Origin of the sequence: Bacteroides sp. 1_1_14 (genome assembly GCF_000162515.1) — a bacterium.
GTDB classification, from domain to species: domain Bacteria; phylum Bacteroidota; class Bacteroidia; order Bacteroidales; family Bacteroidaceae; genus Bacteroides; species Bacteroides thetaiotaomicron.
In genome coordinates, this window is sequence record NZ_GG774703.1 from 297,293 (window position 1) to 311,714 (window position 14,422).

A 14,422-nucleotide genomic window follows, 5' to 3' on the forward strand; every position below is an offset into this window, starting at 1 on the left:
TTATGACATTGTAATATGATATGGAATAGGTTCTGTACAATTTAGGTTGTTTGGATGGATGATTTTAAAATCCGTCATCATTCAATAAAAGAAGAAAAAAACGTGTTTTGAGGTATAATAGTGCGATACCAAATGTGGTATATGGTACAAGGCAGGTGCATTTTTCTTTCGGAAAAAGACAAAAAACACGATTGCTATAAAAGACTCTATACTGTATGTCTCACTACTATCCTTTTGATTTCTTGATATACTCCGTAGGTAAGCATCCGAAGTACTTCTTGAAACTGGTGGCAAAATATGACGGTGTATTGAATCCTACCATAGTACTGACTTCCGCTACCGTATATCGTCCGTCTTTCAGTAGCTTGGCTGCTTCATTGAAACGAATCTTACGGATAAAGTCAATGGTTGATTCCCCGGTAATTGCTTTTAGTTTCAGATGCAGATTAGAACGGCTCATGTTCATTTCTCTGGCGAATTCGTCGGTAGAGAATTCGATGTTATCCATATTCTTTTCCACAATCGCCATGGCACGTTTCAGCAAGGCTTCATCCATTGCATTGAATGTGATTTTCTCAGGTTCTACTTCCAATGATTTGGCGTACTTATCGAGCATCCGTCTGCGTGTACGCATCATGTTCTGTATCTTGGTTGTCAGGATGGCAAGAGAGAATGGTTTGGGGATATAGTCATCCGCACCCATTTGCAGACCTTCCATCTGATCTTTGATATCGGTCTTTGCGGAGAGAATAATAACCGGGATATGGCAAGTCCGGATATTTTGTTTCACGTTCTTGCATAGCTTGATACCATCCATAACCGGCATCATGACGTCGGTGACAATCACATCCACTTCGTTGTCTTTCAGTTTTTCCAGTGCTTCTTCACCGTTCCCGGCTTCCAGTGTGTTGAACAAATCCGCCAGTCCGTTACTCAGGTAACGGCGGATTTCATTATTATCTTCTACGATCAGAATTGTTCCGCGCTTCTTATCACCGGATTCCACAGATTCGTTTTCCACTTTCTCCGTGTCGATGAAATACATTGCTTTCGAATTGGTAGAATACACTTGCTCTTCTTCATTCTGTTCGTTATTGGAAGCTAACTCGGAAGGTTTGTAAACCGACAGATCCTGTGGCAGATAGACAGAGAATGTACTGCCTTTGTTTTCTTCGCTGTCCAGTTCGATACGCCCATGATGAAGTTCTATCAGACGTTGTACTAACGAAAGTCCGATACCACTTCCTACGTGTTCACTTTCTATCTGATAGAAACGTTCGAATATCTTTCCCTGTTTGTTGATAGGGATACCTATGCCTGTATCGCTGACTTGTAACAATAGCCAGCCGTTCTCCTCTTTCAGAGTTACGGTAATGCTTTGCCCGCTTTCCGTATATTTAAAGGCATTGGAAAGGAGGTTGTTTACTATCAGTTCCAGATAGTTGGCATCAAAAAGAACTTCTTTGTCTTCCAGTTCAGAGTGTAGAGTATAAGTAATCTTTTTGTGGCGTGCCAGTTTATCGTAGAAAAGGAAGTTGTCCTGTATCAGTTGATGAGCGTTTCCTTTTTTCGCTTTTAGTTCGAACACTCCGAGTTCAGCACGGCGGTAGTCCATCAATTGGTTGACCAGATGCAGCAGGCGGTTTGCATTCCGTTGGATATATTCCAGTTGGTTACGTGTCCATCGGTCGCTGATTTTGTTAATGATCTCTTGCAGGGGAGTCAGAATCAGCGTCAAAGGTGTACGAAGTTCATGCGAGATGTTGATGAAGAAACGCATCTTCATCTGATTGATTTCTTCCTGATGCTCTTTGTCTCTGCGTTCTATTTCAAGCTGGGCTTCCATACTTTTGCGCATCCAGAAGAAGCGGAAAACAAAAGTGATGAAACCTGCGAAGGTTGCGAAGAAGATGAGTAGTGCCCACCAGGTCTTATACCAGATTGGCAGAACGATAATCTCCAATGCTGTAGGGATAGGATTCCATTTGCCATCGCTGTTGGCTGCTTTGACAAGGAACTGATAGGTTCCCTGTGGCAGGTTAGAGTAGGAGACGGTGCGGCTGTCCGTCAGATAATACCATTCCTTATCATAACCTTCCAGCTTATAGGCGAAAGTATTATGTTGTCCTGAGATATAATTGGATACCACGAACTCAATGGAAAAAGCAGTTTGCCAGGATTTCAGTGTGATACTTTTCGTTTCACTGATGTTCTTGGTCAGAATACCGGTCTCATCATCCGGGCGGACTACCTTATTGAACAGTTGCAGTTTGGTGATAACCACCGGAGGCGTATAAGGATTGTCGAGCAATAATTCCGGACGGAAAGTCGTGATTCCGTTGATACCGCCAAAATACATTTGTCCCACAGACGTACGACAATAAGAAGCGGTATTGAACTGATTGCTTTGCAACCCGTCCGATTCTGTAAAGTTACGGAATTTTTCCGTTTCCGGATTAAAGCAGGAAATCCCCCGGTTGGTACTTAACCAGAGTCTTCCGAAGGAATCTTCCAAAATACCGTATACTACGTTATTCGGCAGACCGTTGGTCGTGTTATACCGTTTGATCTGCTTGTCTTTTTCATTGAAACAATAAAATCCTTCGCGTGTACCTACCCAGATGATTCCGTTGGAAGCCTCGTAAATACAGTTCGTAAAGAGCTTCGTGACGTTGGAAACCGGAAGTATGGATGCTTTTTGTATATCCAGACCTTCTTGTTTAAAGACTGATAGTCCCTCTTCTCCACCGATCCATAAGCGTTTATGGGAGTCGCGGAATAGTGTCGTGATTTGTTTGGAGACGACCGGAGTGCCATCTTTCTCTTTTTCAATCGTAGTAAAACTTCGTTGTTCCGGATTAAAACGAACCAGTGCACTGAGTGTTCCCAACCAGAGATTCCCTTCTCCGTCGGGAAGGATGGCATAGACATTTTCATTCACCAGCTGGCTGTTGCGTTGGTTAAAGTTTTCTACCTGACCGCTGTTGCGGTGAAGGATACTCAGTCCGCCGGCATGAGTACCTATATATACCAAAGATTTCTTTTCGTCTACATATACCGCCTTGATATTGTTGGAACCGATGCCTCTTGCACTTTCATCCTCTTGCAGTGTATAAGATGTAAATCGCTGTGTAATCGGATTATAAAGATTCAATCCTCCGTCATTCGTTCCTATCCACAGGTTTTTGTCTTTATCTTCGACAATACAGCTTACTACATTGTCGCTTAACGAGTTTTTATAAGGAATATTGCGGATATTCTTGAAGCGGTTCCGGATAGGGTGATAATAGTTCAGACCACCGAAATAAGTTCCCAGCCACATACCGCCCTGAGAATCCATAAAGATACTGCGCACCGAACGTTGTGACAGACTGCCGTTTTCTACGGGGTTACTGCTGTACGAGGCAAAAGAATCAGTACCTTCATGATAAATATTCAAGTCGTTGAAAGTTCCGATCCATAAACGATTTTGTGAATCCATTGCCAGTGAGCGGATGTAATTGGAACTGATACTCTTCGGGTTGGAAGGAGAATGCAGATAATTCTTTATTTCCTTCGTTTTCGGATTAATCAGGAACAGTCCGGCTCCTTCGGTTGCCACCCAGATGCGGGTAGGGGATTGCTGAAGAATAGCCTGAATCTGTTTAGTCCCTAAAATGGGGATTACTTTTTCAAAAGTTTTCTGAGTAATAGAGTAAGTATAGAGTCCGTCGGTCGAAGTTCCGATATAAATTTGGTCACCCTGTCTGTAAAGAGTGGAGGCGATTGTCTTATGCATCGCTGTGCTGAAAGAATCATCTATAAATTTGGATTCTTTGATATCGAACATAATCAGCCCTTCCGGAGTACTGATAAGTAACTGTTCCGGTGAAATCTCTTCGATACCGTTAACTTGCAAATGTTTCCCATTCTTTTCATAGAAGAAGTTCTGGAATATGTCTTTTTCCTCATCATAACGGGACAAACCATCACGTGTACCAATCCATACCCGTCCCTGACTGTCTGTTTTTACAATACGGGAGATGTCGTTGGCGATACTGTTCGGGTCATCCTCATTATGCTGATAAACCGTAAATGCATATCCGTCGTATTTGTTAACTCCGTCATAAGTGGCAAACCACATATTGCCCCTTTTATCCTGATCGATGGAGAACACCGTACTTTGTGATAGTCCCTCATTGATGGAAATATAGGAAAATGTGATTTGTTCCGGAGTTTCAGAAAAGGCGGAATGCATTCCTAAGCATAGGAAAAACAAGTAGATTACTATCTTCTTAAGCTTGCTCATTATTAGTTCACGAGATTAATAATGACGCCAAAGATAATAATTTCCTTTAAATACCCCATGAATAAAGTACAAAAGACTGTATTCTTTTGGATAGTTTCGTAGAGATAATAAATAAGCCCGGCATCATACCGGGCTTTTATGCTTACAGAATTCGGTTCAGAAACCGGGGCTTACTTGGATAAGTCTCCTATTTCATCCAGATTCTTCTGAATATCTTCGTCAGTCAGTGCGTAGTTCACTAAATCGCCTGCCAGATATTTGTCATAAGATGCCATATCGATCAGACCGTGTCCGGACAGGTTGAACAGAATCACTTTCTCTTCTCCTGTTTCCTTGCACGCCTTTGCTTCGCGTATAGCGGCAGCAATCGCGTGGCTGGATTCCGGTGCCGGAATAATACCTTCCGCCTGTGCGAACAGACAGCCGGCTTCGAAAGATTCCAGTTGCTGGATATCTACCGCTTCCATCAGATTGTCTTTCAGCAATTGGGAGACGATGACGCCTGCACCGTGATAGCGAAGACCGCCTGCATGGATATGGGCAGGAGCGAAGTTGTGTCCTAATGTAAACATCGGGAGCAGCGGAGTATATCCGGCTTCATCACCGAAGTCATATTGGAATTTACCGCGGGTCAGCTTCGGGCACGAAGCAGGTTCGGCAGCAACGAAACGCGTTTTCTTTCCTTCCAGGATGTTGTGACGCATGAATGGGAAAGAGATACCTCCGAAGTTGGAACCGCCTCCGAAACAACCGATTACTACGTCCGGATATTCGCCCGCCATTTCCATTTGCTTTTCAGCTTCCAGACCGATGATGGTCTGGTGGAGAGTAACGTGGCTGAGTACCGAACCAAGAGTGTATTTACAGTTGGGAGTCATTTGTGCAAGTTCGATAGCTTCCGAGATGGCTGTACCCAGAGAACCCTGATAGGTGGGGTGAGCCGTCAGGATATCTTTTCCCGCACGGGTAGACATAGACGGAGAAGGAGTGACCTGCGCGCCGAAAGTCTGCATAATGCTGCGGCGGTAAGGTTTTTGTTCGTAGCTGATCTTTACCTGATAAACTGCGGCTTCGAGACCAAAAACTTTGGCAGCATAAGAAAGGGCGGCTCCCCATTGGCCCGCACCGGTTTCGGTAGTAACGTTCGTGACGCCTTCTTCTTTGCAATAATATGCCTGAGCCAGCGCAGAGTTCAGTTTATGAGAACCGATCGGGCTGACACTTTCGTTCTTGAAATAGATATGTGCCGGAGTTCCGAGTGCTTTTTCCAGTCCGTAAGCGCGTACAAGCGGCGTACTGCGATAATATTTATACATTTCGCGTACATCTTCCGGTATTTCGATCCATGCGTCAGTCTGGTTAAGCTCCTGATGACACAGTTCTTTGGCAAAGATTGGATACAGATCTTCCGCTTTCAGCGGCTGTTTTGTTCCCGGGTGCAACGGCGGCATTGGCTTGTTCACCATATCAGCCTGAATGTTGTACCAGTAATGTGGAATTTCTTCTTCCGGTAGGATATACCGTTTTCTTTTGTCACTCATGTTATTGTGGTTTATTAGTTTTCTGCTGCCAAAAGTAGGCAAAATTTTTAATATTCGTGTAATTTTGTCAACAAAGAATCGAATTCGATTGTTATTTTAGTTAAGTTTGCACGGCATAGCAAATACGACAATAAAAAAAATGTGATATGAAGATTTATCATAAATTTCTGTTATATCAGAATAAGCTTCTCAAGCCCTATGTACGTATCTTGCTGGGGTTGGTAGAAGCACTCACTTATCTGGCATCTCTGTTGTTGATTGTCGGAGTGGTTTACGAACATGGTTTTCCATTGTCCCCGGTCGAGGTACAGCAGATACAGATCTTGTATAAAGCCGTATGGATTATCTTTTTAATTGATGTCACCCTGCATATTTCGCTGGAATACCGGAATACGAAAAAGCAATATCGAAGGCTGGCATGGATATTGAGCGTATTGCTTTACCTAACTTTGGTTCCCGTCATCTTCCATCGTCCGGAAGAAGAGGGAGCGATTCTGCAAGTCTGGGAATTCCTTCACGGGAAGTTTTATCATTTAATATTATTGTTGGTTTTTTCTCTGCTGAACCTGTCCAATGGCTTGGTGCGTCTTTTAGGACGCCGTACGAATCCGTCTTTGATACTGGCTGTCAGCTTTATGGCTATTATTCTGATCGGGACGGGATTGCTGATGCTTCCACGATGTACGGTCAATGGCATCACTTGGGTCGATTCTCTGTTTACAGCCACCAGTGCCGTCTGTGTGACGGGCTTGGTGCCGGTAGACGTATCCACCACTTTCACCACCAGCGGACTTGTAGTCATTATCCTGCTCATTCAGATCGGCGGACTGGGAGTGATGACATTAACCAGTTTCTTCGCCATGTTCTTTATGGGAAATACTTCCATTTACAATCAGCTCGTTGTCCGTGATATGGTCAGTTCCAATTCGTTGGGGTCGTTACTGTCCACACTACTATATATCCTTGGATTTACATTGGTCATCGAAGGCATTGGCATGGTGTCCATCTGGTTCAGCATTCACGATACGCTTGGGATGAATCTGGAAGAGGAACTGGCTTTTGCCGCCTTCCATTCCATTTCGGCTTTCTGTAATGCGGGTTTCTCCACACTTTCAGGCAATTTAGGAAATTCGATGGTGATGACCAACCACAACTGGCTGTTCATCTCCGTCTCTTTACTGATTATCTTGGGCGGTATCGGCTTTCCGATTCTGGTTAATTTCAAAGATATCGTATTATACCATTTGCGCCATTTTTGGACGTTTGTGCGTACCCGCAAACTGGAAAGACATAAGATGCAGCACCTCTACAATCTGAATACGAAAATCGTATTGATCATGACTTTCCTGCTTTTGCTGATCGGTACACTGGCCATTGCTGCTTTTGAGTGGAATGCCTCTTTTGCCGGTATGTCTGTGGCCGATAAATGGACGCAAGCATTCTTTAATGCGACCTGTCCGCGAACGGCTGGGTTTAGCAGTGTCGATCTGGCATCATTGAGCGTGCAGACGCTGTTGGTTTATCTCTTCCTGATGTGGGTCGGCGGCGGTTCGCAGTCTACGGCAGGCGGTGTCAAAGTGAATGCTTTTGCAGTGGTAGTGTTGAACCTTGTAGCCGTATTGCGGGGAAGTGAGCGGGTGGAGGTCTTCGGCAGGGAATTGTCTCATGACTCTATCCGGCGTTCCAATGCGACGGTCGTCATGTCGCTGGGCGTATTGTTTCTCTTCATCTTCATATTGAGCATACTCGAACCGAAAGCCTCTTTGCTGGCACTGACCTTTGAATGTGTTTCCGCCCTTAGTACGGTAGGATCGAGCCTGAATCTGACGCCTCAATTGTGCGATGCCAGTAAATTGCTGGTATCGTTGCTGATGTTTATCGGACGTGTCGGTCTGATTACGTTGATGCTGGGCATCGTCAAGCAGAAAAAGAATACAAAATACCGTTATCCGAGTGATAACATCATCATAAACTAACATCATGAAGTATATTATTATTGGTCTAGGAAATTACGGGCATGTACTTGCCGAGGAATTATCGGCATTGGGGCATGAGATCATTGGAGCGGACATCAGCGAAAGCCGTGTCGACTCAATCAAAGATAAGGTTGCCACTGCTTTTGTCATAGACGCTACGGACGAACAGTCGTTGTCGGTGCTGCCTTTGAATAGCGTAGATATTGTTGTTGTGGCGATTGGCGAGAATTTTGGAGCATCGGTACGTGTTGTCGCGTTGTTGAAGCAGAAAAAGGTGCCTCGTATTTTTGCCCGTGCCATTGATGCGGTGCACAAGGCAGTGCTTGAAGCGTTTAGTCTGGAGAAGATTCTGACACCGGAAGAGGATGCTGCCCGTAGCCTGGTGCAGTTGCTCGACTTTGGGGCGACGATGGAAGCGTTCCGTATTGATCAGGATTATTATGTCGTGAAGTTTACTGTTCCGAAGAAGTTTGTAGGATACTTTGTGAATGAGCTGAATATGGATGAAGAGTTTCATCTGAAACTGATCGCACTGAAGCGTGCGAACAAAGTCACTAATTGCCTGGGCATTTCTTTGATGGAGCGTCATGTCAAGAATGAGTTGCCCGGAGATGAGAAGGTGGAAGAAGGAGATGAACTGGTATGCTATGGTAAATACCGTGATTTCCAGTCATTCTGGAAAGCTATTTAATGAAATATAACACTGAATAATGCGAATCAGTAGCATCTATATTTTCTTCATCCTATATAAATAAAAACAAATATTATCTGTCACCTGTCACTGTTTTAGAGTTAACAGATTGATTTTGAGATATAAATGTGGTGACAGCAACGAGTGACAGCAGTGTGATGGCAGAATTTGCCGTCACGCTACTGCCACTCGTTGTAGCTTAATTAGTTTCCACTGCTTGAAACTGTAGTTTCATCAGTAAGAAACCATAGTTCCAAAGGCTTGAAACCAAAAGTTTCGAGCGTATGAAACCAAAGTTTCAAGCAATAGAAACTAGAGTTTCAAGCAATGGGAACTATAGTTTCAAATAGGGAAACGAACTTGGCTTGATATCAGTAGAAGTGCAGGAGGGAGCTAAGATGAAACAGCAACGTGAAACAGCAGTGTGACGGCAATACTTGCCATCACACTGCTGTCACACGTTGCTGTCACGGTCTTATGATTTAATTATCAGACTATTATCACTCGTTTGGTGACAGGTGACAGCAGTTTTTCAAATATATTTCTTTATGTAGACCGATTATTTCGTCAGAAGACGGATACTTCCTGCTTTCACTCCGCCGGCTTTGGCAGTCAGAATAATTTCTCCGGCTGTTTCATTTGTTTGTACGATAGCTGTAAGCATTCCGTTGAAAGCGTGCATCTTCGGAAGATGGAACAGGTCGAGACTCGTGGGGTCACCGTTGGCTCCGGCACGGTATTTTCCGGCACCTTTGACGGAGAAGTTGATCAGACGACTGTCGGCAGGGCAGAGGTTGCCGTCTTTGTCCACCACTTTCACTGTCACATAAGCGAGGTCTTTGCCGTCTGCCGTCAGTTCGTTCCGGTTGCTGACCAGTTCGATGTGATGAGGCTTGCCTGCGGTGCGTACACTCTTTTCTGCTACTGCTTTTCCGTCTTTATCGTAGGCTACTACTTTCACTTCACCCGGTTCATATATGGCATCCATCCACATCAGACGGTAGCGGCTTTTCAGTGAACTGTTGTTCTTGCTTTGTTTACCGTAGCTTTTTCCGTTGATAAACAGTTCGGCAGCAGGGTAGTTGGTGTAAACAAATACCGGAGTTACTTCACCTTCGCGTCCCGGCCATGTCCAATGCGGCAGGATATGCAGTGTTTCCGCTTCCTTATTCCATATGCTGCGATACAAGTAATAGCGGTCTTTGGGGAGACTGGCAAGGTCGATAATACCGAACATGGAACTATGATTGGGCCAGGCATCAGTATCATAAGGGGAAGGCTCACCCAGATAATCGAAGCCGGTCCATACAAACTGTCCGATGGTCCAGTGATGATCGTCCGCCAAAGCGAAGTCCTCATCGGGGATGTTGGACCATGAACATGCCTCTACGTCATAAGAAGAACATTGATGATCATCGTACTGGGCACTTTTCTTATCTTTTACGGGAAACTTGTAGACACCGCGTGAGCTGACGGTGGACGCAGTTTCACTACCCAGAATAAGATTTTGCGGAAGTTTGTCATACGCCTCCTGATAGCGATTGGCGCGGTAGTTCAGACCGGGGATATCGATCATGGCAGCAAATCCGTTGGCTAGAACACAAGTCACCTGGTCCATGCCGCAGGTAACGGGGCGGGTAGGGTCTTCACGGTGGCAGATATCTTGCAGGAACTTGGCTACTTTATATCCTACAGGGCTGCATTGCGTGGGGACTTCATTACCGATACTCCACATCACTACACAGGGATTGTTACGATAGTTGTGCAGCATATTCACCATATCGCGTTCTGCCCATTCGTTGAAGTAACGGTGATATCCGTTTTCACACTTGGCGATGTCCCATTCGTCGAACGGTTCGATCATCATCATGAATCCCATTTCGTCGCACAATTCCACGAGTTCGGGAGCCGGCATATTATGGGAAGTACGAATGGCGTCGCATCCCATATCCTTTAAGAGTGTGAGCTGGTGGCGAAGTGCCGCTACGTTGATGGCCGCACCCAGTGGACCTAAGTCATGGTGGTTGCATACACCTTGGAATTTGCGGTGTTTTCCGTTCAGGTAGAAACCTTTGTCGGCAATGTATTCAATGCTGCGGATACCGAAGCGGGTAGAGTATGTATCTACCAGTTGGTTGTCTGCGTACACTTTCGATACAGCCTTGTAAAGAGCGGGGCTTTCCGGCGACCAGAGTTGAGGCGCGTTGACGATGAAGTTTTGTTCAAACGGCTGCCCGTGATTGATGCGGCCTTTGTTTTCTTTGCGGGTCACTACCTTTCCATCCGGTGACAGGATTTCTGTCTCTATACGGATTTCTGTCTTTTCGCCGGCATTCTCTATCTTGGTTTGCAGGCGTACGGCGGCAAATTCATCACTGACATGCGGGGTAGTAATCTGCGTGCCCCATACCGGAATGTGTACTTTTTCCGTCACGATCAAGTGGACGTTGCGGTACAGACCTGCTCCCGGATACCAGCGTGAAGACTGGGGGCGGTTTTCGAGGCGTACCGCCAGTGTATTGTTCTTTCCGTCTTTATTCAGGAAAGGGGTGACGTTGCAATGGAAAGAGTTGTAGCCGAAGGGCCAGAAGCAAGCCTCCTGTCCGTTGACGTATACACGCGCTTCACTCATTGCTCCGTCGAACAGGAGAGTGACTTCTTTATCGGCGGGAACGTCGAAGCTGGTGCGATACCATCCGGTTCCGACATAAGGCAGTCCTCCGGTACGTCCGGTTTTCAGTGATGCCTTCTTCTCAAAGTTCTGTGTGACTGCTACGTTTTGCAGGTCGTTGTTCATGTCGAAAGGTCCGAAGATGGCCCAGTCATGCGGGATAACGACCGATTCCCATTTAGTATCATTGTAGTCAGTCTGCGCAGCTTCCGGAAAATCTCCTTTACTGAATTTCCAGTTCTTTTCGAGCAGCGTCTCGCTGCGCTGTGCCTGTAGCATACAGGCTGCGCTCATCAAAAGTACAGTAAACAACTGTTTCTGGTGTTTCATGTTCATTCTCACTTTTTTATTGGATTTTAAAAGCATCTAGTGCAATTGTAGGCGCATTATTATCGAAACAGCCTAGGTTATAACCGTCATTATAGCCATTCGGGGCTTGTGGCTCCCAATAGAAGATACCTTCCACATCGGCTTGCATCATTTTTGCAATGAGTTGTTTGCAGGCCTCTGCCTGATCATAAGGCATACCTATCTCGCAAATCATGACAGGTTTGTTGTATTTCTGCTTGACATGCTTGATATTGGCAATACAGTCATCGGCTACTTTCAGCCAACCACCGGTTTTGCCTTCCTGCTCTGCCCAATATGGATAGAGCGACATGCCTATCATGTCGTATTTACCTCCATTGGCTTGAAGAATGTCGAACATGCGGTTGTATACCCATTGGTCGTTTCCCGCGTCCAGGTGGACAATGACTTTGGCGTCGGGACATATAGCTTTCACGGCATCATATCCCGCATTGTTGAGTGCAGTCAGTTGTTCGGGATTATCAACAGACCCCACAGGAAGCATCATGCCGGGAGTTGTTTCATTACCTACCTGTACCCATTCCGGTGTAACCCCAACCGCTTTTAACGCGGTAAGAACTGATTTCACATGTTCGCCGAGAGCAATTTTGAGATCATCAAATGAAAGCTCTTTCCACGCCTCCGGCATTTCCTGATGTCCGGGGTCGGCCCAGGTATCAGAAAAATGGAAGTCGATCATCGTACGTAATCCCAGACGCTCGGCACGTTTTGCTTTCACTATTACGTCATTCATGTTGTTCCAGCCGTCTTTCGGGTTAACCCATACACGAAGACGGATAGAGTTGACTCCGCAATAATCACGCAAGAGTTCCATACACTCCATCTCTTGGCGATTCTCGTCCGGCGTGTAGAACTTGAGTCCTTCCGCTTCCATTTGAGTCAGCCAACTTACGTCTGCACCACGTGCAAAGCCTTCTTCTTTTACAACCTTTTGCGGTTCTTCTTGACGAGGATTTGTAACCGGGCCATCTTCACTACACCCGTTTGTAGCCATTGAAGCAATGAGTGCTACTATTGATAATATGCTTGCTATTTTCATTGAAACTGATTTATTTAAGTGAGTAAAAATAAGTTTGGTGTCCCAAATCAACGGTAAGGACATAGGTTTTGCCTATTTCGAGTTCATCGTCTCCGTCAAATCCTGCTGAGGATTCAGAATGCTTCAGGTGCAGAATGCCGGAACCACCGCCGAAGAAAAGGTTCCAGCTGTTATTTATCAGCACTTTTACTCCCCAAGGACTTTTCTTTTCTTTAATGAACTCGGCTGTAAATATCTCTGGATTTTCTGCAGACTGTGTCATGGGGGATTCAGACCAATTATCGTTAAGTCCGGTAAATGTCACAGTCTGCACTTGAGTCAGTTCATAGGTCAATGACTTCATGTTGAAATCCATAACATACAGCCCTTGTGCCGGTGCGGGAATGTTGTCTTTAGACTCTGCAAGGATCAATGTGCCGGACAAGTCGGTAGAGCCATCGGCTGCATTATAGGCGGGCTCCCATGCTTGTTCAGTATATGCACGATATCCCCATTCAGAATCTATCCAATGTGCACCACCATAGCAAAGTCCGGCTTCATCGTATAAAGTGAGGTAATCGTCAAAACCTTCCCAATTGGTTATGCCGGAGAAGTACAGATACTGAGAGACTTCCGGCTGCGGAACGTCTTCTCCGATGCCGATGGTAAATTGAAGAGGATTGGATAAATCAAGAACCAGGAGATTTTCTCCGGCGGGCATAGTTACAGAAATATTATCTGCACTCTCACCGAACAAGAGGTTTTGCGAATTGCCGCCAAATGCGACAGTTTGCTCAATAGCAGGTCCTATATCGGTTGTTTCCCGGTTGTACAGGCTACCCTTTCCTGATACGGAAATGGTCAGGGTAGATTGTGTTGCCAGATTTACCGGCAGTGTCCATTGATTGCTCTGCTTGTTGTAAGCCATTTCGCCCGTTACATCTCCACTAACTGACAGACTGGCAACATGCAGTGCACTCCACCATCCTTCAACCGTGTTTACGGTAGTGTAATAGCATCCTGACGGATTCGGGAACCAAAAGTTCCAGTGACTGTCTTCCGATGAAGCATAAAATGTCTTTCCTTCTTCACCAAGATTACCCCATATTACATTATTGGCTTCGCGAAGCCACCAGTTTTCCCATCCGTTGACGCCCATAAAACCTTTATAAATGCCATCTTCAGCAGGAGAGGCAAGCATCATAGATGTGTTCTTCCAGTCCTTGTCAAGCACTTGAGCCAAGACAAGCTCAATGCGATAAGACTGGACCAGAACCTCCATGACATTAGAGTATTCGGGAGCGATGTTGGCTGCCAATGCCGAACGCATCCGAATCCATAACGGAGCCTTCTCATTGGCCTCATAACCTAAACGATCAAGCAGAGAATTAAGCTCCTCGCAAAGAAATTGACGGGAATGGATATTCTTATCCACCGCAATATTTAACGGAGCAGTAAAGTGTTCATCTTTTGAGAACTGAATCGTTATTTCCGCAACATTCACCGGAGCTTGCAAAAGTGTATCACTAAGCGCCAAACGTCCGTCGCCACTCCAATAAACTGTCAATGCCAAAGCCTGCGGATTGTCTGGCGTAAGAATAACTTCATTCGGGCCCCCCATCAATTCCATAGAGTCTCCGGACAAGACGTAAACCGGATCAATATCGCTATCACAGGAGGTGGTAGCTACTGTCATAACAGCTGACAATAATATCAATTTAACTATTGTACTAAAAACTTTCATATCGTATCTTTTTAATAGAGTGGATTATGTAGATTAGGATTGGCTGTAAGATCTGTATCAGGAATGGGATAAATATTATATTTTTTGTTCACGGCACGGCCGTCAAGAACGCCCCCTTTCCATT

The 14,422-nt window shown here is 45.3% G+C and carries 7 protein-coding genes; 2 read left to right on the forward strand and 5 right to left on the reverse strand.

Annotation, left to right across the window (positions count from 1 at the left end; genetic code table 11):
• Positions 1-226: 226 nt before the first annotated feature.
• The gene (locus HMPREF9007_RS19690; RefSeq protein ID WP_008760378.1) at positions 227-4,288 is read right to left on the reverse strand and encodes a two-component regulator propeller domain-containing protein; all 4,062 of its coding nucleotides are present in this window, start codon (positions 4,286-4,288) and stop codon (positions 227-229) included.
• 170 nt (positions 4,289-4,458) lie between these two features.
• Positions 4,459-5,829, reverse strand: coding sequence for a TrpB-like pyridoxal phosphate-dependent enzyme (locus HMPREF9007_RS19685; protein ID WP_008760379.1), 1,371 nt, complete (start codon positions 5,827-5,829; stop codon positions 4,459-4,461).
• A 146-nt stretch (positions 5,830-5,975) separates the two neighbouring features.
• Between HMPREF9007_RS19685 and HMPREF9007_RS19680 the strand changes: the two genes are divergently transcribed.
• Both HMPREF9007_RS19680 and HMPREF9007_RS19675 read left to right on the forward strand, forming a co-directional pair.
• On the forward strand, positions 5,976-7,805 hold the full coding sequence (locus HMPREF9007_RS19680) for a potassium transporter TrkG (protein WP_008760380.1): 1,830 nt from the start codon (positions 5,976-5,978) through the stop codon (positions 7,803-7,805).
• A gap of 4 nt (positions 7,806-7,809) precedes the next feature.
• On the forward strand, positions 7,810-8,496 hold the full coding sequence (locus HMPREF9007_RS19675; protein WP_008760381.1) for a TrkA family potassium uptake protein: 687 nt from the start codon (positions 7,810-7,812) through the stop codon (positions 8,494-8,496).
• Positions 8,497-9,055: 559 nt separating this feature from the next.
• On the opposite strand, the gene galB is transcribed toward HMPREF9007_RS19675, so the two are convergent.
• The 3 genes from galB to HMPREF9007_RS19660 are packed head-to-tail and all read right to left on the reverse strand — an operon-like array spanning position 9,056 to position 14,298.
• The gene (gene galB, locus HMPREF9007_RS19670; protein WP_008760382.1) at positions 9,056-11,503 is read right to left on the reverse strand and encodes a beta-galactosidase GalB; all 2,448 of its coding nucleotides are present in this window, start codon (positions 11,501-11,503) and stop codon (positions 9,056-9,058) included.
• Positions 11,504-11,513: 10 nt separating this feature from the next.
• Positions 11,514-12,575 carry a glycosyl hydrolase 53 family protein gene (locus HMPREF9007_RS19665; RefSeq protein WP_032850138.1) on the reverse strand — a complete coding sequence of 354 codons (1,062 nt, stop codon included), beginning with the start codon at positions 12,573-12,575 and terminating at the stop codon, positions 11,514-11,516.
• Positions 12,576-12,585: 10 nt separating this feature from the next.
• Positions 12,586-14,298, reverse strand: coding sequence for a DUF5114 domain-containing protein (locus HMPREF9007_RS19660; protein WP_008760384.1), 1,713 nt, complete (start codon positions 14,296-14,298; stop codon positions 12,586-12,588).
• Positions 14,299-14,422 lie beyond the last annotated feature (124 nt).